Origin of the sequence: Ferrovibrio sp., assembly GCF_035304305.1 — a bacterium.
Taxonomy (GTDB): Bacteria; Pseudomonadota; Alphaproteobacteria; order Ferrovibrionales; family Ferrovibrionaceae; genus Ferrovibrio.
In genome coordinates, this window is sequence record NZ_DATGQG010000149.1 from 25,053 (window position 1) to 45,104 (window position 20,052).

Sequence of the window (20,052 nt, forward strand, 5' to 3'; positions counted from 1 at the left end):
GATAGTCTAACCGTCGCCCTGCGCCGTGATTTTGCAGATTATCCAGCATCTTGTAACATCCCAGCCCGGCCCGGCCAAGCCGTATAAGAACACCTTCCCGAGCAGGATCATGTTGAAAACCAAGGAACCCGACGCCCTCCCCGCTGCGGTAGCCGACCAGATCGCCGCCCTGGCGCTCACCCCCGGCCGGCCGCTGCTGATCGTCGATGCCGACGAGGTGCTGTTCTACTTCATGCGGGGCCTGGAGCGATTCCTGGAGAGCCGGAAGCTCTACTTTGACTGGCAGTCCTATGCCCTGCACGGCAACATCCGACGGCGGCTGGATGACAGCGTGGTTCTGGCCGAGGAACTGCACCTTCTGCTGCAGCGCTTCTTCGCCGATGCCACGGAAGATATGGAACCGGTGGACGGTGCTGCCGCAGCCCTGGAGCGGCTGCGGGATCGTATGCAGGTGGTGGTGCTGAGCAACGTACCGGCACTGGCGCGCCAGGCGCGAGAGCGCGCCCTGGCCCGGCATGGCATGCCCTACCCGCTGATAGCTAATAGCGGGTCGAAAGGGCCGGCAGTGTCCGCCCTGCTCAGACGGGTTCCCGGGCCAGCCATCTTCATCGACGATATCCCCCACAACCATACCTCCGTCGCCAGGCTGGCGCCGGAGGTGCATCGCCTGCATTTTGTGGCCGATCACCGGCTTGCCGCCCTGCTAGGGCCGGCGCCGGACTGCCATCATCGGGTCGCGTCATGGGCTGAAATCCATGACCATGTGTCGGCATTGCTGGTCGGCACATAGGCAGCGGCATGCGTATCGGAGTTGACCTCGGCGGGACCAAGATTGAGGCCATCGCGCTGGCCGACGACGGCACGATCCGGGCGCGGCGCCGCATTCCCGCGCCGCGCGGCGACTACCGTGCCACGGTGACGGCGATCCGCGACCTCGTCCAGGCTACGGAGGCGGAGGCCGGCGAGGCCGGGCCGGTCGGCGTCGGCATTCCCGGCACGATCTCGCCGGCAACCGGCCTGATCAAGAATGCCAACTCGGTCTGGCTGATCGGTCATGCGATGGACCGCGACCTGACGGCGGCGACCGGCCGGCGCGTGCGGCTGGCCAACGATGCCAACTGCTTCGCGCTGTCGGAAGCCAGCGACGGCGCCGGACGTGGCTATCCGGTGGTGTTCGGCGCCATTCTGGGCACCGGCTGCGGCTCCGGGATCGTGGTCGACGGTCGCGTGCTTGTCGGGCCGAATGCCATCGCCGGCGAATGGGGCCATATCCCCCTGCCCTGGCGCGAGCCGTCGGAACTGCCCGGGCCGCTTTGCTACTGCGGCAAATACGGTTGCCAGGAAACCTTTCTGTCGGGAACCGGGCTGGAACTGGATTTCCGCCAGGCAACCGGCCGGGAGCTGGATGGCAGCGCCATCGTCGCCGCGGCCGGGGCCGGCGATCAGGCCGCCGAGCTGGCGCTGCAACGCTACGAACATCGTCTGGCCCGCGGGCTTGCGGCCATCCTCAATGTGCTGGATCCGGATGTCGTCGTGCTCGGCGGCGGGCTGTCGAACCTGGACCGGCTCTATGCCAACGTGCCCAGGCTCTGGGCCGCTTTTGCCTTCTCCGACACGGTCACGACGCCGCTGGTGAAAAACCAGCATGGCGACAGTTCCGGCGTGCGCGGCGCGGCCTGGCTCTGGCCGCCGGGTACGCCGCCGGCGCCGATCTGATCAGCAGCCGTCCTTCGGCCTGATCTCGAGCTGCCGCAGGCTGGCGCGGATGGCGTAATCGCCGTAATCGAACACGATGTCCTCGGCCACGCCGTTCTCGAAGAGGCGGTAGCCGATCTCGTAATCCGGTGTGTCCTGCGATTTTTCGGAGGTGAAATAGGCCAGCCGGATACGCCACGAGCGCTGGCCCTTCATGTCCTTCAGCAACGGCTCCTCACTGGTCTCGGGCGGCAGCTCGCTGCCGATGAAGGCGCCGACCTCGGCATAGGAATCTGGCGAAGAGCCGTCATAGACGGGCGCCTGGAACCAATTCACCCCTTTCCGTGCCAGCAGCAACAGCCGGATCGTATGCTCGGTCGGGAACATCGTGCCGGGCGGCAGTTCCAGTTCGGTGTCGGGCGGCAGCGTGAAAGTCACCCTTCCGGGCTCCCCGTCTTCGCCCAGCGCGGCATCGCCGTCGAGCTGCTGGTCGAGGTCGTTATTGACCTCGTCGCGCAGCTTGAAGCGGAAACGCTTCCCGTTCAGCGATTCCCATGAATTCAGCACCATGTCGTTCAGCACCGGGCCATCCTCTGTGCTGATCTCGATCAGTAAACGCTGGTTCAGGACATAGCCGTCGCAGGCATTGACGAACTCGAGGCTCAGACCGCCGGTTACCCCCTGCCGGTAATTCCGCGGGTCAAGCCGGGCGACGGAGAGTGAATAGAACGCCCGGTGCGAGACGAGGCTCTGGCCGAAAGCCTCGACTTCGGCGGCATCTGCAGCCGGAAGGGAACGGGGCACCAGCAGGCCCACGCAGAACAGCAGCAGAATACACAACCGTAGGATGGGCACGCTCGTCCCTCGCAACGAAAACTCTTGCGCGAGAATACCGTTACTCGGAAAAGAAGGGAACACGCACCGCGCGGTGAAGCGGCAGGGAGAGGATCGCATGAGCAAGCCAACCGTCCTGGTGACCCGGCGAATGCCGGCAGCCGTTGAAGAGCGGCTGCGCCGCGACTATGACGCCCGGCTCAATCCCGATGACCGCATTTACAGCGAGGCCGAGCTGGCGGAAAAGGCCGCCGATGCCGATGCCATGCTGATCTGCACGTCTGAGAAGATCACGCCGGCCCTGCTTGAGAGACTGCCCGCACGGCTGAAAGTGATCGCGACCTTCTCCGTGGGCTACGAGCATATCGATGTGGCGGCCTGCAAGGCGCGCGGCATCATGGCAACCAACACGCCGGGGGCGATGACGGAAGCCACGGCCGATATCGCGCTACTCCTGATACTGGGCGCGGCACGGCGGGCCTATGAAGCGCAGCAGCTGGTCCGGCAGGGCCAGTGGAAGGGCTGGCATGCCACCATGCTGCTCGGCATCGATCTTGGCGGAAAACGCCTCGGGATCTACGGCATGGGCCGGATCGGCCAGGCCGTGGCGCGGCGGGCCCGCGGCTTCGGGATGGTGATCCACTATCACAACCGGAAGCGGCTGCCGGCAGACCAGGAGGAAGGCGCGGTGTATCATCCCTCGCTGGAAAGCCTGCTCAGGGTCAGCGATGTCCTGTCGATCAACGCGCCCTCCACGCCGGAAACGCGTGGCATCCTGGATGCGGAACGCATTGCGCTGATGCCCGAAGGGGCCGTCGTCGTGAATACCGCGCGCGGCGACATGATCGACGATGCCGCCCTCATCGCGGCGCTGAAATCCGGCCGGCTGCGCGCTGCGGGGCTGGATGTCTTTGCCGGCGAACCGGCCCTGAACCCCGCCTATCTGAACCTGCCGAACGCCTACCTGCTGCCGCATATCGGCAGCGCGACGATCGAGACCCGCGACCGGATGGGCTTCATGGCCCTGGACAACATCGATGCCGTGCTGCAGGGCCGCCCGGCACCCCACGCGCTCTGGTGAGGTTGATGGACCCGGCAAAAACTGCCCGGTCGCACGGATAGTATCTGCGGATTTCCGCCAAATTCCTGTGGCATGCGGCTTGCTACTCTGTCCCTGAGAGACAGACTGCATCGCCCGCTTCGCCATGACCCTTGCGAGACCTGCCAACGATATCCTGACCGCCAGCTGGACCCAGCCGGCACCCCACGCGGCTGCCCCGGGCTTTGCCAGTCTGGTGCTGCGCCTCCGCCTGTCGCTGCGCCGCGACCCGGATCCGCGCAAGCATGAACTGGTCGAGCAGATTCTCACGGCGGCGGCCGAGAGTGAACAGCAGCTTCTCGATCTCAGCCGGCGCGTGGCCGAGCTGGAAGCCGTCTCCACCACCGACGAACTCACCGGCCTGCCCAACCGCCGCGCCTTCGAACAATACATGCAACTCGAACTCGCGCGCGCCCGCCGGGAAAACCGGGGCGGCACGCTGGCCTTCATCGACGTCGACCGTTTCAAAGCCATCAACGACCGGCTGGGCCATGCCGCCGGCGATGCGGTGCTCTGCCAGCTCGCCATGCGGCTGCGGCCCGCCGGCAGGGCAACCGACTTCGTGGCCCGCCTCCACGGTGATGAATTCGTGCTCGTGCTCCCGGGCGCCGCGCCGGAACAGGCCGAACACCGGCTGTCCGATCTCGCCGCCCGGATCGAACGCCGGCCGCTGCGCTTCGGGGACCATCTCATTCCGCTCGCCGTCAGCTGCGGCTGGGCGGCGTATGACGGCGACAGCGAGCTGCAGGCGCTGCTGCGTGCCAGCGACCGTGCCATGTATGCGAGTAAGCAGACCAAGCGCCCCGGAAACGCCTGAGCGCGTTGCGGCCCTGCCGCTTCCGGGCTAGAACCGACAGAGAATGTCGATCAGCCGGGAAACTGCAAAATGAGCCATGACGCCCGCCTCGCCAGCCTGAAAATCGAACTGCCGCAGCCGGCCGCGCCGGCCGCGAATTATGTGCCCTATGTGGTGAGCGGAAATCTGGTCTTCGTTGCCGGTCAGATCACCATCTGGAATGGTGAGGTGCGCTACATCGGCCGTGTCGGCGACACCCTCTCGCTGGAAGACGGCGTGGCGGCGGCCCGCCTCTGCGGCCTGAACATCATCGCGCAGGTCCGCGCCGCCTGCGGCGGCAGCCTCGACCGTGTGAAGCGCTGCGTGAAGCTCGGTGGCTTCGTCAACTGCACGCCCGATTTCACCAACCAGCCGCAGGTGATCAACGGCGCTTCCGACCTGATGGTCGAGGTGTTCGGCGAGGCCGGCAAGCATGCCCGTTTCGCCGTTGGCGCCAATGTGCTGCCGCGCGGCGTCGCCGTCGAAGTGGACGCCATTTTCGAGATCGCCTGACCACGCATGTCTGGCCGCATCGAGGCCCGCCTGAAGGAACTCGGGCTGGAACTGCCGCCGGCGCACCAGCCGGTCGCCAACTATGTCGGCTTCGTCACGGTCGGGCGTCAGATCCATGTCTCCGGCGTCGGCCCGACCTGGGGTCAGACGGTGCGCCACAAGGGCAAGCTTGGACGCGAACTGAAACTGGAGGACGGCTACGCTGCCGCCCGGCTGACCGCGCTGAATCTGCTCGCCCATGTGAAAGTGGCCTGCGGCGGCGATCTCGACCGGATCGAAGGCTGCGTGAAGCTGCTCTGCCTGGTCAACGCCGTGCCGGAATTTCTGGAGGCACACAAGGTCGCCGATGGCGCCACCGACCTGCTGACCGAACTGTTCGGCGCGGAGAAGCGCCCGGCACGCTCGGCCACCACGGCGCCGTCCCTGCCCTTCGACATCGCCTTCGAGGCCGATGGCATTTTCCTCATCCGCTGAGTGTCCATGAGCAAACCCGACCTTCCAAAATGGCTGACCAGGACGCCGATAGCCCATCGCGGCCTGCATGACATCGCGAGGGGCATTCCGGAAAATTCGCGACTGGCCTTCCAGAAGGCGATGGACGCCGGATATGCCATCGAGCTGGACGTGCGGATCACGGGAGACCAGCAGGTCGTCGTCTTCCATGATGCCGATCTGAAGCGTCTCTGCGGCCGTGACGGCAGGGTGGATCGCACTCCGCTTGCCGAACTCAAGACCATGAAGCTGCTTGGCACGGAGGAAACGGTGCCGAGTTTTCGCGACGTCCTCGACCAGGTCCGCGGACAGGTGCCGCTACTGGTGGAGATCAAGAAGGACAAGGGTGAACCGGCCGGCATCCTCGAAGCCAGCGTCGCCCGCATGCTGCAGCATTATCCAGGCCCCTTTGCCGTGCAGTCCTTCAGCCCGCGCACGGTGAAGTGGTTCCAGAAGAACGCGCCGCAGATCCTGCGCGGCCAGATTTCGACCGACCTTGCCAATATGACCAAGGACCTTAGCTGGTTTACCAGACTGCAGCTGAAGCGGGCCCTCATGACTGGTTACGGCGATCCGGACTTCCTTGCCTATGACGTGCGCGACCTGCCCTCCGAGATCACGGCCGCGGCACGCCGCCGCAGGCTGCCCATTCTGAGCTGGACCGTGCGCAGCCCGACCGAGCGGGCCCGCGCCGCGGCCCATGCCGACAACATCATTTTCGAGGATCTCTCGGCATCCTGATGAGCAAGGCGGCAAAGGCGGCCGAGATCTCCATCCGCACGCTGGACAGGGTCGCCGACCTTCCGGCCGATGCCTGGGACCGCTGTGCCGGCGACGACAATCCCTTTGTCGCCCATGCCTTTCTGAATGCCCTCGAGCAATCGGGCTGCGTCTCGCCGCGCACCGGCTGGCAGCCGATCCATCTGGTCGCCGAGGATGCGAGCAGCCGGCTGCTCGGCATCCTGCCGCTCTATGTCAAAGGCCACAGCCAGGGCGAATACATCTTCGATCATGCCTGGGCGGATGCCTATGCCCGCAGCGGGATGCCCTATTATCCGAAGCTACTGTCGGCGGTGCCCTTCACTCCGGTCACGGGACCGCGCTTCCTGCTGCCGCCCGAATCTGATCCGAAGACAATCATCCCGGCCCTGCTGGAAGGCGGCCGCGAACTGGCGCGGCGGTATGAATTGTCATCCCTGCACGTGAATTTCCTGCCGGAGGACCAGAGCGCCCTTGCGATCGAGGACGGCATGCTGCTGAGGATCGGCGAACAGTTCCACTGGATGAACGAGGATTATGCCGATTTCGACGACTTCCTCGCCCGGCTGGCCTCGCGCAAGCGCAAGGCGATCCGCAAGGAGCGCCGAGAGGCGGTGGAGTCGGGCCTTGAGATCGTCACGCTGTCGGGCAGCGAACTGACCGACGAGCACTGGGATGCCTTCTTCACTTTCTACATGGATACGGGCAGCCGCAAATGGGGCCGCCCGTACCTGAACCGCGACTTCTTCCGCCGGCTGCATGCCTCGATGGCGGACCGCGTCGTGCTGGTGTTGGCGCGCCGCGCCGGCCGCTGGATCGCCGGTGCCTGGAACATGCGGGGCAAAGATACCCTCTATGGCCGCAACTGGGGCTGCATTGAGTATCATCCCTTCCTGCATTTCGAATGCTGCTACTACCAGGCAATCGAATACGCGATCCGGCACCGGCTGAAACGGGTCGAGGCTGGTGCCCAGGGTGAGCACAAGCTGGCCCGCGGCTATCTTCCCGTGCCGATCCATTCCGTGCACTGGATGGCCGACCGGCGCTTCCACGATGCCATCGGCCGCTATCTCCAGCAGGAACGCGCCCATATGGCGGGGCTGATCGAGGCGCTGGACCAGCACTCCCCTTTCCGCCAGACCGGGCCGGTGCCCGAAAGCGAATAGCGCCGCTTCTCCTGCCGGTCTAAACTCGGGAAAAATCCGGGAGGAAACCATGGCCGAACTGCCGCATGACGCAGGCTGCATCTTCTGCAAGATCGTCAGGGGCGAGGCTCCGAGCTTCAGGCTCTGCGAGGATGCCGCCACCTTCGCCATCATGGACATCAACCCGTTCAACCACGGCCATGCCCTGGTGCTGAGCAAGGGCCACTATGCCAATGTCCACGAGGCCAGCGACGACGCCGTTGCGGCAGTCGCCCGGATGGCCAAGAAGGTGGCCGCCGCCGTGGCCGAGACGGTGCCGAATGACGGCATCAATATCGTGCAGGCGAACGGTCGGGGCGCTGCGCAGTCGGTACTGCATTACCATGTCCATGTGCTACCGCGACGGCTGGGCGACAATGCCAAGCTGAACTGGAGCCTCACGCCGGGCAATCACGAGGAAATCTCCAGGCTGGCAGCCGATATCCGGGCGCGCCTGGAATGAGATTCTTCCCCGGCGCAGCGCCGGGGAAGAAGGTGACGGAATAACGCCTGGTAAACCTGGCTAGTTCGCGAATTCCGGGACTTTGCCGGCGCCGTCGGTTTCACCGCCTTTCGCCGCGCTGCCCTTCTCGGCGGTGAACTCGAAGGCAAGTCTGCCGTCGACGACTTTCACAAGAACGTGACCGCCCTTCACCAGCTGGCCGAACAGCAATTCGTCCGCAAGCGGCTTTTTGATGTGCTCCTGGATGATGCGGCCGAGCGGCCGCGCCCCGTAGAGCTTGTCGTAGCCGCGGTCCGCCAGCCAGGCACGTGCCTCGTCGGTCAGCGAGATCGTCACGTTGCGATCTGCCAGCTGGCCCTCAAGCTGCGCGACGAACTTGTCCACCACGCGATTGATGACTTCCAGCGGCAGCGGCGCGAACGGAATTACCGCATCCAGACGGTTGCGGAATTCCGGCGTGAAGAGCTTCTTGATCGCCTCTTCGTCCTCGCCTTCCTTCATGTCGCGGCCGAAGCCGATCGCCTGTTTCGACATCTCGCTGGCGCCGGCATTCGTCGTCATGATCAGCACGACGTTGCGGAAGTCGACATGCTTGCCGTTGTTGTCGGTCAGCTTGCCGTGGTCCATGACCTGCAGAAGGATGTTGAACAGGTCGCCATGGGCCTTTTCGATCTCGTCCAGCAGCAGCACGCAATGCGGATGCTGGTCGACCGCGTCGGTCAGCAGGCCGCCCTGGTCGAAGCCGACATAGCCCGGAGGAGCGCCGATCAGGCGCGACACGCTGTGCCGCTCCATGTATTCCGACATGTCGAAGCGGGTCAGCTCCACACCCATGATGTTGGCAAGCTGACGCGCCACCTCGGTCTTGCCGACACCCGTCGGGCCCGAGAAGAGATAGCAGCCGATCGGCTTTTCCGGCTCGCGCAGGCCGGCCCGCGCCAGCTTGATCGCACTCGCCAGCGCCTCGATCGCCTGATCCTGTCCGTAGACCACGCGCTTCAGTTCGGCCTCCAGATTGCGCAGGCTTTCCTTGTCCTCGCGCGAGACCGACTTCGCCGGGATGCGGGCGATCTTGGCAACGATCGCCTCGATCTCCTTCACGCCGATGGTCTTGCGCCGGCGGCTCTCCGGCTTCAGCAGTTCGGCCGCACCGACTTCGTCGATGACGTCGATCGCCTTGTCGGGCAGCTTGCGGTCATTGATGTATTTCGACGACAGCTCCACGGCCGCCTTGATGGCGTCTTCCGTGTACCGGACGTTGTGATGCTGCTCGTAATAGGTCTTGATGCCGCGCAGTATCTTCACCGCATCGGAGACCGACGGTTCGTTCACGTCGATCTTCTGGAACCGGCGCAGCAGCGCACGGTCCTTTTCGATGTAGGACCGGAATTCCTTGTACGTCGTCGAGCCGATGCAGCGCAGCGCGCCGGATGCCAGGGCGGGCTTCAGCAGGTTCGACGCATCCATGGCCCCGCCGGAGGTCGCACCGGCGCCGATGACAGTGTGCATCTCGTCGATGAACAGAATCGAGCCGGGCTGCGACTCCAGTTCCTGCATGACCTGCTTCAGGCGTTCCTCGAAATCGCCGCGATAGCGTGTGCCGGCCAGCAGGCTGCCCATGTCGAGCGCATAGATCGTGGCATCGCGCAGCACCTCCGGTACTTCGCCGCGCACGATGCGGCGGGCCAGACCCTCGGCGATCGCCGTCTTGCCCACGCCGGGATCGCCGACATAGAGCGGATTGTTCTTGGTGCGCCGGCAGAGGATCTGGATGGTGCGCTCGATCTCGGGTTCGCGCCCGATCAGCGCATCGATCTTGCCGGACTTCGCCTTCTCATTGAGATTGACGCAGTAGGCGCTCAGCGCCTCCTTGTCTTTGCTGCTGGCGCGCTCGCGCTCGCTGCGGTCGGCCCGCTCGGCCCGCTGCTCGACATCGCTGTCGGCGCCGCGCACCGGGCGACGCTCGCCCCGCCCCGGCGCCTTGGCGACCCCGTGGCTGATATAGCTGACGGCATCCAGACGGGTCATGTCCTGCTCCTGCAGGAAATGAACCGCATGGCTTTCCCGCTCCGAGAAGATCGCCACCAGCACATTGGCGCCTGTGACTTCCTCGCGGCCGGAGGACTGGACATGGAAAAGCGCCCGCTGGACGGCGCGCTGGAAGCTCAGCGTCGGTTTCGCATCCTGGGGGATGGCAACCACCAGGCCGCGCAGTTCCTCATCGATGAACGCGCCCAGACGCTGCCGCAGCTTCTCGACATCCACATTGCAGGCGCGCAGGACGGCGACCGCATCCTGATCTTCCGTCAGTGCGAAAAGCAGATGCTCGAGGGTCGCAAACTCGTGTTTCTTGGCGCCGGCGAGCGAAAGAGCCCGATGCAGTGTCTGCTCCAGCGTGCGCGAAAATGATGCCATGCGCCTTACGCCTCCATTCAGGGGCTAGCCCTGCTGACTATACTCTACCCACTTAATCCCGTTCCATCGTACATTGGAGGGGGTGCTGGTGTTGCCGTGCAAAATCCGTGACCTGAGTCACCTTGGTCTCGGCAATTTCGTAAGTGAACACGCCGCAGATTCCCACACCCTTCTGATGGACATGCAGCATGATGCGCGTGGCCTCCTCGCGCGGCTTGTTGAAAAACCGCTCGAGCACATGGACCACAAATTCCATCGGGGTGTAGTCATCGTTCAGCAGAAGCACCTTGTACATCGGTGGCTTCTGCGTCTTCGGACGAGTCTTGGTGACTACGCCAACCTCGGTCCGCCCGCGCCCTTCGCGCCCATCCCGTTCGCTCATGCCTCGAACCCAACTACAGCGGCGCTCCGGACCGGAAGCGCCTGGGAATGAATATGGCTTCGGCGTTAAGAAATACCAGCACTGCCGGAACAAAAAAAGGGGGCCCGGCAAGCCGGGCCCCATACACTATCACGCTACTTGGGGAGGAAATCCTGGCAGCGACCGATCAGGCCGCGAGCGGCTTCACCATCTTCTCAACGGCAGCCTGCAGCTGCGTGTTGATCGGGGCGAAAGCCTCCTGGGCGGTCTTGGCGGCAACTTCGCTCAGCTTGGTGGTGTGAGCGGTGTAGGCCTCGAACGCGTTCTTGGCGAAATCATTCTGCAGTTCGATCAGTTCCTGCAGGGTCTTGGCGCCCATCATCGCCTTGGTGGCGGAGATCTGGTCTTCGATCTGATGCTTGGTGAAGGCCATGACCTCGGCATTGATCGTCTCGATGCCCTTGGCCGCGACATTGCTGGCCGAAACGAGAGCGTCGACCTGCTCCTTGCCCAGCTTGGCGGCGTCATCGACACTCTTGGTAAGCACGTCGAAGCGGTCCTTGCTCATCGAAAAGGCCTTCTCGAAAGCCTCGGCGGAGGCCTTCATCGCCTTCTCCAGCTGCTCCTTGGAGGAGAACAGGATTGCTTCATAGGGCTGACCATTCAGGCCGTTGAAGGCGCCGGTCTTGGCCTCGGTGGTCTTGGTCTTGGTAGCCATGTCTGTCGTCCTTGCTCGTCCGGGGTGACGTGTGCCGGGCCCGTACGGACGGGATCGGCGTAAATGCTGCGGTGCAACAACGCAGAAGATAAGGACGCACCGCCCCAGTGTCAATGGGAATTTTGTGCAGCGCACAAAATTCTCGCTGGCCTAAACTTTCCCAGTTAAAACAGTTAGTTAATAGGAGATTGGGAGTATTTAAGCCCGTTCTTCGCCACGATGAAGCGGGATGGCACCTTCGGCGGTGCAACAGGATCCCTGGTCTGGAAGTAGCTGCTGTACGGCGGCAGCGGAACGGCGTAGGGCCGCTGGGCCTCGACCCCGGTACGGTCGAAGGCCAGCATGGTTTCCAGCAGCGGCACGGCCATGCGGTCGAACTCGGCCGAGGGCCAACCCCAGGCATGGAAATGGAACTGGCCGTTGCGACAGGCGCTGACCGTCCAGAAGAAGCTGTCGCCGCGCAGTTCCAGCCCCTCGGGAGCCGGCTGCTCGAAGCCTGCCGCCTGCAGGCTGGCCACCACCCTGCCCAGTTCTTCCGCATTGAGGCGGTACAGGGCACCCTCGCCGCGCCAGGGCCGTATCGGGTCGGCGACACTGATGCCGCGCCGCGGGTCGTTGAGGACGGCAGGCCCGATCACCTGGGCTTCCAGCATGGCCCCGCCTTCCGGCAGCGCCGTCAGGTCGTAGTTGCGGCGCTGGCGATCCTCGATGGCATTGTAGACCAGACGGTAGCGATCCGGCTGGCCGGGAGCGCAGGCCCTCGCGATGTCATCGCCCCCCACATACCGGTCCCAGGTAAAGCTCCGGATGATCGGGTTGTCGGTTTGCCCAATGGAAGCGCATCCGGGAATTGCCGCAGCCAATGCGAAAAGCAGGGCAAGGGACAAGGGCTTTGTTAACCAATAGCGCATAATCTTTCCGATTGGTTCGCGGGGCTCTCGCAGACTACTGCATGAATCCATGGAGATTCAACTTGTTAGCACTCAATCCGCTGGACAAGAGGCTGCGTGGTTAATATCCTGAGAGCGAGTCGCGGCTGGGGGGAGACCCGGGCGCACCGGGTTCGGCAGAGCCGTTTTGGGGGATTGATGGCGGGGTTCCGTGGGGTTCAGGGGCAGAGTCTGCTCCGTTTTGTTACAATTTGTTTCCTGATGCTCGCGGCCCTGGTCTGGTCCGCCACGGACGTTCGCGCAGGTGGCTATTCTGCCATTGTCCTCGACGCCGATACAGGCCGTGTTCTGCACGCCCACGAAGCCGATACCCTGCGCTACCCCGCTTCGCTGACCAAGATGATGACCCTCTACATGGCGTTCGACGCCCTCAAGGAAGGTCGCCTGAAGCTCGACCAGCGCATCCCGGTCTCGGCCCACGCCGCCGGCCAGGCGCCTTCGGTGATCGGCCTCCGCGCCGGCGGAACGCTGACTGTGCGTGACGCCATCCTTGCCGCCGTCACCAAGTCGGCCAACGACGCGACCGTTGCGCTGGGGGAAGCCATCGGCGGCACGGAGTCGCGCTTCGCCACGATGATGACCCAGCGCGCCCGCCAGCTCGGCATGAAGAACACCACCTTCCGCAACGCCTCCGGCCTGCCCAATCCGAGGCAGAAGAGCACCGCCCGCGACATGGCGACACTGGCGCTGGCGCTGCTGCAGAAGCACAAGGATTACTACACGTATTTCTCGACCCCCGAGTTCGAGTGGAACGACCGGGTGTTCAGCAACCACAATCACCTGCTGAAGCGTTATGACGGCGTCGACGGCATCAAGACCGGTTACATCCGCGCCTCCGGCTTCAACCTGGTCGCTTCCGCCAAGCGCGACGGCCGCCGCGTCATCGGCGTGGTCTTCGGCGGCACCAGCGTCAAGGCCCGCGACGACCGGATGATCCAGCTGCTCGATGCCGCCTTCCGGAAGCTCGACGATTCCGACGACAACGCTCCCGTCATGGCGCAGAAGGATGATCGCAGCAATCCCGCTTTCGGCCTGATTTCCAATGCCGAAGCCGCGCCAACCACATCGCCGAAGGCGGGGAAGGTGAAGAAGGCCGACGAGACCGCGGGCGAATGGGCGGTGCAGCTCGGCGCCTTCAAGAAGGCTGCCTCTGCGGAGCGCGTGCTGAACCGGGTCAAGGCCAAGCTTCCGGCCGCCGAGCCGCTGGTCGACACCGTCGATTCCGGCAGGAAGACGCTCTACCGCGCCCGCTTCACGGGCCTGAGCGAAACCGATGCCCGCAGCGCGTGCCAGCGCCTGAAGCGTGAGAAGATGTCCTGCTCGGTCATAGCGCCGGACGCCGGCTGACCGCCGTTTTTCCGAACCAGGGGCCTGCGGTGACCGCAATCACCGCAGGCCCCTTCATTTTTGCTCTGACCTCCGGACTGGACTAGATTGGCAGGACCGCCGAGCCACCCCATGATGATCCGCACCGTGCAGAAATCAGCCTCTCAGGACCGCACCCAGCTGCGGCGCCGCGGCCTGCGCATGTGGTTCATGCTGGTGGCGACCGCGATGGTGGTCGGTGCCATTTACGGCGCGACCGTCACCGAGATTCTCGACCTGCCCTCGCCCCGCCAGGGTGCCGTGCGGGGCGCCTTCACCGGCCTTGTGATCGGCGGCCTGATCGGCTGGTTCGAGATCTTCCTCGTGAACGGCGCCCGCATGCCCCTGCGGCAACTGCCCTTCCTGCAGTTGCTGCTGGTGAAGGAAATCGCCTACGTCTCGTTCATCCTCGGCGGCGACTGGCTCGGGGGTACCCTTTTCGCGATGGAGGGAGCGCCCGGCTTCGGTCTGAACACTGTCACCGTGGTCACCTTCATCTTCTCCCTGGTCTTCGCGCTGATCGTCAACTTCGTGATGGAAGTGTCGATGCTGCTGGGGCCGGGCGTGCTGCAGAATTTCCTGCGCGGCTATTACCACCGGCCAAGGCGGGAGAACCGCCTGCTGGTCTTTTTCGATATGCGCGGCTCGACGGCGATCGCCGAGAAGATCGGCGATCTCGCCTTCCACAAACTGCTCAACCGCTTTTTCAACGATCTCGCCGAGCCGGTCCTCGCCTGGCGGGGCAGCATCCACAAATATGTCGGCGACGAGATGATCGTCACCTGGCCGCTCGACGACCGCCGCCGCCGGCCGGAGGGCGCCTACAAGGCCGTCATGGCGGCCCGTGAACGGCTCGCCCGGCTGGGCGAGAGCTATCTGCGCGAATTCGGCGTCGCGCCGGATTTCCGCGCCGTGCTGCATGCCGGCCCGGTAGTAGCCGGCGAGATGGGCATCGTCAAACGCGAGATCGGCCTGCTCGGCGACACGATGAACACGACGGCCAAGATCGAAACCGCGACCAAGAAACTGAACCACGGCGTCATCGCATCGGACGAAGCGCTGGCTGCCGCGCCCCTGCCCGAAGACCTTCATGCCAATCCTCTGGGCAGCTTCCCGCTGCCCGGCAAATCCGCCCCCGTCTCACTCCACAGCATCACCCCCGCATAAACATGACCAATCCGACCATGGCCTTCATCGCAGGCCGCGTCCTGCTGCCTTTTGCCTGCGGCTATTTCATGTCCTACCTGTTCCGCAGCGTGAACGCGGTGATCGCGCCCAACCTGCAGCGCGATCTGGGGATCGGCGCCGGCGACCTCGGCACCCTGACCGCGACCTATTTCGTCGCCTTTGCGGCTTTCCAGCTCCCCCTCGGCATCCTGCTCGACCGCTTCGGTCCGCGCCGGGTACAGGCCTGCCTGCTGCTCTCTGCCGCCGCCGGCGCCGCAATCTTCGCCCTCGGCAGCAATCTCGGCCATCTCGTGATCGGCCGCGCCCTGATCGGCTTCGGCGTGGCCGGCGGCCTGATGTCGGCGATGAAGGCGATTGCGCTGTGGCTGCCCAAGGAACGCTGGGCGCTGGCCAACGGCGTCTTCATGACGGCCGGCGGCCTGGGCGCGCTGGCGGCGACGCTGCCGGTGGAACTCGCCATCGAACATGCCCACTGGACCGTGCTGTTCTGGGCTCTCGCGGGCATGACGGTATTCGCCGCCGCGATGATCTTCTTCGTCGTCCCCGAACGGCCGAACGAGACGCGGCAGACCGACAGCCTGGGCAAGCAGTTCCGTGAATGCGTCGCTTTTCTCAGGGATGCCCGTTTCTGGCGCATCGCACCGGTCTCGATCATCGGCATGGGCAGTGGCATGTCGATCCAGGGCCTCTGGGCGGGCCCCTATCTGCGCGATGTCGGCGGGCTGGATCGCGCCAGTGCCGCGGAACTGCTGTTCGTCCTGGCCGCCGCGCTGACGGCGGGCTTCACGCTGACCGGCATCGCCGCCGATCGCCTGCAGCGCCGCGGTTTTCCGCTCAGCCGCACCATGGTCTGGGGCGTTGTCCTCTATGCCGTGGTTCTGGCCGTCATGGCCAGCGCCGTGGATCCGACCACCCCGCTGCTCTGGATCGCCTTCGGCATCATGTGCAACACGACCGTCCTGGCCTACCCGATCCTGAGCGGGCAGTTTCTGCCGGAACAGGCCGGGCGGGTGAATACGTTGCTGAACGGCGTGGTGTTCGGATTCACCTTCGTCGCACAGGCCGGGATGGGCTGGCTGATCGATCTCTGGCCGCGCAATGCGCAGGGCAGCTACCCGCCCGAGGCCTACCAGTGGACCTTCGGGCTGGCGCTGCTGCTGCTGCTGCTGACGTTGGGCTGGTACCTGCTGCCCCGGCGGACGGACGCCCGCTAGGCCGATACGCCGGCGGGCATCACAGGCGGCCGTCCCACTGAATAGTAGGTGAACCCCGCCTGCTCCATTTCAGCCGGCTTGTAGATATTGCGCAGGTCGACCATGACCGGCTGCTTCAGCAGTTCCTTGAGCCGGGCAAGATCCATGGCGCGGAACTGGTTCCACTCGGTCAGGATCGCCAGTACGTCGGCGCCTTCGGCGGCTTCGTAGCCGTCCTGGCACCAGACGACGTCGTTCAGCAGCTTCTTCGCCTCATGCATGCCTTCGGGGTCGTAGGCGCGGACCACGGCACCCGCCTTCTGCAGGGCGGGAATGATGTCGAGGCTCGGACTGTCGCGCATGTCGTCGGTCCCGGGCTTGAAGGTCAGGCCCAGCACCGCAACCGTCTTGCCCTTCACCGAGCCGCCGCAGGCAGCGATGATCTTCTCGGCCATGCGGCGCTTGCGCGTGTCGTTGATCGCCACCACCGTCTCGATGATCTGCAGCGGCGAGCTGAATTTCCGGCCGGTGGCGACCAGCGCCTGGGTGTCCTTCGGGAAACAGGAGCCGCCATAGCCCGGGCCGGCATGCAGGAACTTGCTGCCGATGCGGCCATCCAGGCCGATGCCGCGCGACACGTCCTGCACGTTGACGTTCACCTTCTCGCAGAGATCGGCAATCTCGTTGATGAAGGTGATCTTCATGGCGAGGAAGGCATTGGCGGCGTACTTGATCAGCTCGGCCGTTTCCAGCGCGGTAAACAGGATCGGCGTCTCGTTCAGATAGAGCGGCCGGTACAGGTTGCGCAGGATTTCCCGCGCCCGGTCGCTCTCGGCCCCGCAGACCACGCGGTCGGGCCGCATGAAATCCTCGATCGCGGCGCCCTCACGCAGGAATTCGGGGTTGGAGGCGACCTCGAAATCGGCGTCGGGCCGGGTCTGGCGGATGATGCGCTCCACCTCGCGGCCGGTGCCCACCGGCACGGTGGATTTCGTAACCACGAGCGTGAAATGCGACATCGCCTCGGCGATTTCCTTGGCGGCGGCGTAGACGTAGGACAGATCCGCCTCGCCATCACCGCGCCGCGACGGTGTGCCCACCGCGATGAACACCGCTTCGGCACCCTGAACGGCGGCCTTGATGTCCTGCGTGAACGACAGACGGCCGGCCTTCACGTTACGCATGACGAGATCATCGAGGCCCGGCTCGAAGATCGGAATCTCGCCGCGCTGCAAGGCGCCGATGCGATCCGGATTCTTGTCGACACATACGACCGTATGGCCGAATTCCGAGAAGCAGGTCCCGGAAACCAGGCCGACATAACCGGTGCCGATCATGGCTACGCGCATCGTCTATTCCCCAGATGGGTTGGAATGGCAGGAGGCAGGATCACAGGGTCCTGGCGATGTCCCGGAGGAAATCCTGGACTTCGGACTTGAGGTCCGGGTGTTCGAGGGCAAACGCGATGTTGGCCTGCAGGAAGCCGACCTTGTCGCCGCAATCATAGCGCGTTCCGCTGAAGCGCAGGCCGTGGAACGGCACCTCTCCGATCATGCGCGCCATCGCGTCGGTGAGCTGGATTTCGCCGCCCGCACCGCGCTCGACCCTGTCGAGATGGTCGAAGATCTGGGGCTGCAGGATGTAGCGGCCGATCACCGCGGTCCGGCTCGGCGCCTCGGAAGGCTTGGGCTTTTCCACCAAACCCTTCACCTCGACCAGCGGGCCATCATCCTTGCCCGGCTTCACGATGCCGTAGCGCCTGGTATGCTCCTGCGGCACATCCATGGCGGCGATCAGGTTGCCGCCGACCCTGTTGTAGGCCTCGACCATTTCGGCGAGGCAGCCCTTCTGCGACAGGATCAGGTCGTCCGCCAGCAGCACGGCAAACGGTTCGTCGCCGACCAGCGCCTTGGCGCAGCGCACGGCATGGCCGAGGCCCAGCGGCTCCATCTGGCGGGTATAGGAGACCTGGCCGGATTTCGGCATCCAGCTGTTGATCGCATCGAGCAGGTCGTTCTTGCCGCGCTCGCGCAGCACGTCCTCAAGCTCGTAGGACCGGTCGAAATGATCCTCGATGGACTGCTTGCCGCGGCCGGTGACGAAGACGAACTCCTCGATCCCGGCGGCGCGTGCCTCTTCCACCGCATACTGGATCAGGGGCTTGTCGACGACCGGCAGCATCTCTTTCGGCATCGCCTTGGTGGCGGGCAGAAACCGGGTACCAAGACCACCCACGGGAAAAACGGCTGTGCGGATCGGACGAATCATATCTGCTAAGCTTTCTTCGTTTTTCGGGATTTGAGCCGATTCGGCCAAGGCCTCGCGGGGTTTTACGCTGCGTTCGCGGCAGGTGCAACCGGCGGTCCTGTGACCGTTCCGGTTCCCCTCCCCCGGCACCCGATGAACATATTCCGGGGGCCCCCAGCCGGAAAATACCGGGGTCGCGCCGGCCATTCTTTCCCCGGCACAGCGACCGCCCTATCATGCCCGCCAATTGTCATCAGTTGCCAGCCACGGAGACGAGATGTCCGCCGCGCCACAGCAGCCGAACGAGGCCGAGGCGCCGGTCCTGCGGGACCGGCCCGACCCGGCCATCCTGCGCCTCACCCTCAACCGGCCGAGAGCCTATAACAGCCTGTCCACCGGCCTGATGACCGCCCTGCAGGCCGAACTGGACGCCATCAGGGCCGACCGCTCGATCAAGGTGGTGATCATCGGCGGCAGCGGCCCCGGCTTCTGCGCCGGCCATGACCTCAAGGAAATCCGCGCCAACCCCGGGCGCCACAAATACGAGGCACTGTTCCGGCAATGCTCGGTGCTGATGCAGTCGGTGATCGCCCTGCCCCAGCCGGTGATCGCCCGCGTCCACGGGACAGCTTCGGCTGCCGGCTGCCAGCTGGTTGCGAGCTGCGACCTCGCCATCGCCGCCGACACCGCCCGTTTCTCGACGCCCGGCGTCAATATTGGCCTGTTCTGCTCGACCCCCATGGTGGCGCTTTCGCGCAACCTGTCCCGCAAGCATGCCATGGAAATGCTGCTGACCGGCGACATGGTCCCGGCCGATCGCGCGGCCCAGCTCGGACTGGTCAATCGCGTGGTGCCCGAGGCCGAACTGGACGATGCGGTGCTCGCGCTGGCCCGGCAGATCGCCTCGAAGTCGCCGCTGACCGTGAAGATCGGCAAGGAGGCCTTCTATCGCCAGCTCGAACTGCCGCTGGCCCAGGCCTATGATTATGCGAGCCGCGTCATGACGGAGAACATGCTGGCCCGCGACGCCGAGGAAGGCATCGACGCCTTTCTGCAGAAACGCACCCCAACCTGGCAAGGCTGCTGAGCAACATGAGTGCCGTTCTCGATAAGATCGACCACGATCACTATGACGACGATTACATCCGCGGCATCCTGCGCCAGGTGAACGTGATCGCCATGGTGGGCGCCAGTGCAAACTGGAACCGTCCGTCCTATTTCGCAATGAAATACCTGCAGCAGAAGGGCTATCGGGTCATTCCGGTCAATCCGAAGGAAGCCGGCAACGAGATTCTCGGTGAAAAGGCCTATGCCTCGCTGTCGGAGATTCCGGTCAAGATCGACATGGTCGATTGCTTCCGCGCCTCCGACGCGATCCCGCCGATCGCCGACGAAGCGATCAGGATCGGCGCCAAGGTGCTGTGGATGCAGCTCGGTGTCCGCCACGACGAAGCGGCGAAGAAGGCCGAGGCTGCCGGCCTGAAGGTGGTGATGAACCGCTGCCCCAAGATCGAGTTCGGGCGCCTGAGCCGGGAAATCGGCTGGATGGGCGTCAACACCCGCGTCATCAACTCCAGAAAGCAGAACAGGATCTGAGCGTGGAACCGAAGAACAAGGCGGCTGCGGCATCTTCCCGCGCGGCGGAGAATACCTCTCCCTACGGCTTCGATACCCTGCAGGTCCATGCCGGCACCGCGCCCGATCCGGTCACCGGCGCGCGTTCGACGCCGATCTACCAGAC

The 20,052-nt window shown here is 64.6% G+C and carries 21 protein-coding genes; 14 read left to right on the top strand and 7 right to left on the bottom strand.

Going from position 1 to position 20,052, the window contains the following annotated elements; genetic code table 11:
- Positions 1-109 precede the first annotated feature (109 nt).
- Together VKZ87_RS16180 and VKZ87_RS16185 are read left to right on the top strand one after the other, a co-directional pair.
- The gene (locus VKZ87_RS16180) at positions 110-790 is read left to right on the top strand and encodes a hypothetical protein (RefSeq protein WP_324222299.1); all 681 of its coding nucleotides are present in this window, start codon (positions 110-112) and stop codon (positions 788-790) included.
- A gap of 8 nt (positions 791-798) precedes the next feature.
- Positions 799-1,716, top strand: a complete 918-nt coding sequence (locus VKZ87_RS16185) for an ROK family protein (protein WP_324222300.1) — start codon at positions 799-801, stop codon at positions 1,714-1,716.
- Here VKZ87_RS16185 and VKZ87_RS16190 read toward each other — a convergent pair whose 3' ends face one another.
- Positions 1,717-2,550, bottom strand: coding sequence for an EipB family protein (locus VKZ87_RS16190; RefSeq protein ID WP_324222301.1), 834 nt, complete (start codon positions 2,548-2,550; stop codon positions 1,717-1,719).
- A gap of 97 nt (positions 2,551-2,647) precedes the next feature.
- Between VKZ87_RS16190 and VKZ87_RS16195 the strand changes: the two genes are divergently transcribed.
- The 7 genes from VKZ87_RS16195 (at position 2,648) to VKZ87_RS16225 (ending at position 7,874) form a co-directional block, all read left to right on the top strand.
- Positions 2,648-3,610 carry a D-glycerate dehydrogenase gene (locus VKZ87_RS16195; protein ID WP_324222302.1) on the top strand — a complete coding sequence of 321 codons (963 nt, stop codon included), beginning with the start codon at positions 2,648-2,650 and terminating at the stop codon, positions 3,608-3,610.
- A 124-nt stretch (positions 3,611-3,734) separates the two neighbouring features.
- Positions 3,735-4,445, top strand: coding sequence for a GGDEF domain-containing protein (locus tag VKZ87_RS16200; RefSeq protein WP_324222303.1), 711 nt, complete (start codon positions 3,735-3,737; stop codon positions 4,443-4,445).
- 69 nt (positions 4,446-4,514) lie between these two features.
- Entirely contained in the window at positions 4,515-4,976 is a 462-nt protein-coding gene (locus VKZ87_RS16205; protein ID WP_324222304.1) for a RidA family protein, read from the top strand.
- A 6-nt stretch (positions 4,977-4,982) separates the two neighbouring features.
- Positions 4,983-5,450, top strand: a complete 468-nt coding sequence (locus tag VKZ87_RS16210) for a RidA family protein (protein WP_324222305.1) — start codon at positions 4,983-4,985, stop codon at positions 5,448-5,450.
- 6 nt (positions 5,451-5,456) lie between these two features.
- Positions 5,457-6,209, top strand: a complete 753-nt coding sequence (locus VKZ87_RS16215; protein ID WP_324222306.1) for a glycerophosphodiester phosphodiesterase — start codon at positions 5,457-5,459, stop codon at positions 6,207-6,209.
- A complete protein-coding gene (locus tag VKZ87_RS16220) occupies positions 6,209-7,393 on the top strand; it encodes a GNAT family N-acetyltransferase (protein ID WP_324222307.1) in 1,185 nt (394 codons plus the stop codon). Before VKZ87_RS16215 ends, VKZ87_RS16220 begins: the two co-directional genes overlap by 1 nt.
- 49 nt (positions 7,394-7,442) lie before the next feature.
- Positions 7,443-7,874: an HIT domain-containing protein gene (locus tag VKZ87_RS16225; protein WP_324222308.1), complete on the top strand. Its 432-nt coding sequence runs from the start codon at positions 7,443-7,445 to the stop codon at positions 7,872-7,874.
- Between the two features lie 60 nt (positions 7,875-7,934).
- On the opposite strand, the gene clpA is transcribed toward VKZ87_RS16225, so the two are convergent.
- From clpA to VKZ87_RS16245, 4 genes are all read right to left on the bottom strand, one after another.
- Positions 7,935-10,289, bottom strand: a complete 2,355-nt coding sequence (clpA, locus tag VKZ87_RS16230) for an ATP-dependent Clp protease ATP-binding subunit ClpA (protein WP_324222309.1) — start codon at positions 10,287-10,289, stop codon at positions 7,935-7,937.
- Positions 10,290-10,341: 52 nt separating this feature from the next.
- Positions 10,342-10,671 carry an ATP-dependent Clp protease adapter ClpS gene (clpS, locus tag VKZ87_RS16235; RefSeq protein WP_324222310.1) on the bottom strand — a complete coding sequence of 110 codons (330 nt, stop codon included), beginning with the start codon at positions 10,669-10,671 and terminating at the stop codon, positions 10,342-10,344.
- A gap of 166 nt (positions 10,672-10,837) precedes the next feature.
- On the bottom strand, positions 10,838-11,368 hold the full coding sequence (locus VKZ87_RS16240) for a phasin family protein (RefSeq protein WP_324222311.1): 531 nt from the start codon (positions 11,366-11,368) through the stop codon (positions 10,838-10,840).
- Between the two features lie 173 nt (positions 11,369-11,541).
- Entirely contained in the window at positions 11,542-12,150 is a 609-nt protein-coding gene (locus VKZ87_RS16245; RefSeq protein ID WP_324222312.1) for a hypothetical protein, read from the bottom strand.
- A gap of 369 nt (positions 12,151-12,519) precedes the next feature.
- Here VKZ87_RS16245 and VKZ87_RS16250 point away from each other — a divergent pair, with 369 nt between their 5' ends.
- The 3 genes from VKZ87_RS16250 to VKZ87_RS16260 all read left to right on the top strand — a co-directional run bounded on the left by VKZ87_RS16250 (position 12,520) and on the right by VKZ87_RS16260 (position 16,085).
- Positions 12,520-13,665 carry a serine hydrolase gene (locus tag VKZ87_RS16250; RefSeq protein WP_324222313.1) on the top strand — a complete coding sequence of 382 codons (1,146 nt, stop codon included), beginning with the start codon at positions 12,520-12,522 and terminating at the stop codon, positions 13,663-13,665.
- 111 nt (positions 13,666-13,776) lie between these two features.
- On the top strand, positions 13,777-14,850 hold the full coding sequence (locus VKZ87_RS16255; RefSeq protein ID WP_324222314.1) for an adenylate/guanylate cyclase domain-containing protein: 1,074 nt from the start codon (positions 13,777-13,779) through the stop codon (positions 14,848-14,850).
- Positions 14,851-14,852: 2 nt separating this feature from the next.
- The gene (locus tag VKZ87_RS16260) at positions 14,853-16,085 is read left to right on the top strand and encodes an MFS transporter (RefSeq protein WP_324222315.1); all 1,233 of its coding nucleotides are present in this window, start codon (positions 14,853-14,855) and stop codon (positions 16,083-16,085) included.
- Here the strand turns inward: VKZ87_RS16260 and VKZ87_RS16265 are convergent.
- Entirely contained in the window at positions 16,082-17,413 is a 1,332-nt protein-coding gene (locus tag VKZ87_RS16265) for a UDP-glucose/GDP-mannose dehydrogenase family protein (RefSeq protein WP_324222316.1), read from the bottom strand. The genes VKZ87_RS16260 and VKZ87_RS16265 overlap by 4 nt on opposite strands.
- A gap of 40 nt (positions 17,414-17,453) precedes the next feature.
- Positions 17,454-18,332 (bottom strand): UTP--glucose-1-phosphate uridylyltransferase GalU, encoded by an 879-nt coding sequence (galU, locus tag VKZ87_RS16270; protein WP_324222317.1) that lies wholly within the window; start codon positions 18,330-18,332, stop codon positions 17,454-17,456.
- A 256-nt stretch (positions 18,333-18,588) separates the two neighbouring features.
- On the opposite strand from galU, the gene VKZ87_RS16275 reads away from it, so the two are divergent.
- Together VKZ87_RS16275 and VKZ87_RS16280 are read left to right on the top strand one after the other, a co-directional pair.
- The gene (locus tag VKZ87_RS16275) at positions 18,589-19,398 is read left to right on the top strand and encodes an enoyl-CoA hydratase (protein ID WP_324222318.1); all 810 of its coding nucleotides are present in this window, start codon (positions 18,589-18,591) and stop codon (positions 19,396-19,398) included.
- Between the two features lie 5 nt (positions 19,399-19,403).
- Positions 19,404-19,907, top strand: coding sequence for a CoA-binding protein (locus tag VKZ87_RS16280; RefSeq protein WP_324222319.1), 504 nt, complete (start codon positions 19,404-19,406; stop codon positions 19,905-19,907).
- Positions 19,908-20,052: the final 145 nt, after the last annotated feature.

What these genes read in the sequence shown, in the direction of transcription:
- VKZ87_RS16180 (WP_324222299.1), top strand. Translation starts at nt 110, where the DNA reads ATGTTGAAAACCAAGGAACCCGACGCCCTCCCCGCTGCGGTAGCCGAC.
- VKZ87_RS16185 (WP_324222300.1), top strand. Translation starts at nt 799, where the DNA reads ATGCGTATCGGAGTTGACCTCGGCGGGACCAAGATTGAGGCCATCGCG.
- VKZ87_RS16195 (WP_324222302.1), top strand. Translation starts at nt 2,648, where the DNA reads ATGAGCAAGCCAACCGTCCTGGTGACCCGGCGAATGCCGGCAGCCGTT.
- VKZ87_RS16200 (WP_324222303.1), top strand. Translation starts at nt 3,735, where the DNA reads ATGACCCTTGCGAGACCTGCCAACGATATCCTGACCGCCAGCTGGACC.
- VKZ87_RS16205 (WP_324222304.1), top strand. Translation starts at nt 4,515, where the DNA reads ATGAGCCATGACGCCCGCCTCGCCAGCCTGAAAATCGAACTGCCGCAG.
- VKZ87_RS16210 (WP_324222305.1), top strand. Translation starts at nt 4,983, where the DNA reads ATGTCTGGCCGCATCGAGGCCCGCCTGAAGGAACTCGGGCTGGAACTG.
- VKZ87_RS16215 (WP_324222306.1), top strand. Translation starts at nt 5,457, where the DNA reads ATGAGCAAACCCGACCTTCCAAAATGGCTGACCAGGACGCCGATAGCC.
- VKZ87_RS16220 (WP_324222307.1), top strand. Translation starts at nt 6,209, where the DNA reads ATGAGCAAGGCGGCAAAGGCGGCCGAGATCTCCATCCGCACGCTGGAC.
- VKZ87_RS16225 (WP_324222308.1), top strand. Translation starts at nt 7,443, where the DNA reads ATGGCCGAACTGCCGCATGACGCAGGCTGCATCTTCTGCAAGATCGTC.
- clpA (WP_324222309.1), bottom strand. Translation starts at nt 10,289, where the DNA reads ATGGCATCATTTTCGCGCACGCTGGAGCAGACACTGCATCGGGCTCTT.
- clpS (WP_324222310.1), bottom strand. Translation starts at nt 10,671, where the DNA reads ATGAGCGAACGGGATGGGCGCGAAGGGCGCGGGCGGACCGAGGTTGGC.
- VKZ87_RS16240 (WP_324222311.1), bottom strand. Translation starts at nt 11,368, where the DNA reads ATGGCTACCAAGACCAAGACCACCGAGGCCAAGACCGGCGCCTTCAAC.
- VKZ87_RS16250 (WP_324222313.1), top strand. Translation starts at nt 12,520, where the DNA reads ATGCTCGCGGCCCTGGTCTGGTCCGCCACGGACGTTCGCGCAGGTGGC.
- VKZ87_RS16255 (WP_324222314.1), top strand. Translation starts at nt 13,777, where the DNA reads ATGATGATCCGCACCGTGCAGAAATCAGCCTCTCAGGACCGCACCCAG.
- VKZ87_RS16260 (WP_324222315.1), top strand. Translation starts at nt 14,853, where the DNA reads ATGACCAATCCGACCATGGCCTTCATCGCAGGCCGCGTCCTGCTGCCT.
- VKZ87_RS16265 (WP_324222316.1), bottom strand. Translation starts at nt 17,413, where the DNA reads ATGCGCGTAGCCATGATCGGCACCGGTTATGTCGGCCTGGTTTCCGGG.
- galU (WP_324222317.1), bottom strand. Translation starts at nt 18,332, where the DNA reads ATGATTCGTCCGATCCGCACAGCCGTTTTTCCCGTGGGTGGTCTTGGT.
- VKZ87_RS16275 (WP_324222318.1), top strand. Translation starts at nt 18,589, where the DNA reads ATGTCCGCCGCGCCACAGCAGCCGAACGAGGCCGAGGCGCCGGTCCTG.
- VKZ87_RS16280 (WP_324222319.1), top strand. Translation starts at nt 19,404, where the DNA reads ATGAGTGCCGTTCTCGATAAGATCGACCACGATCACTATGACGACGAT.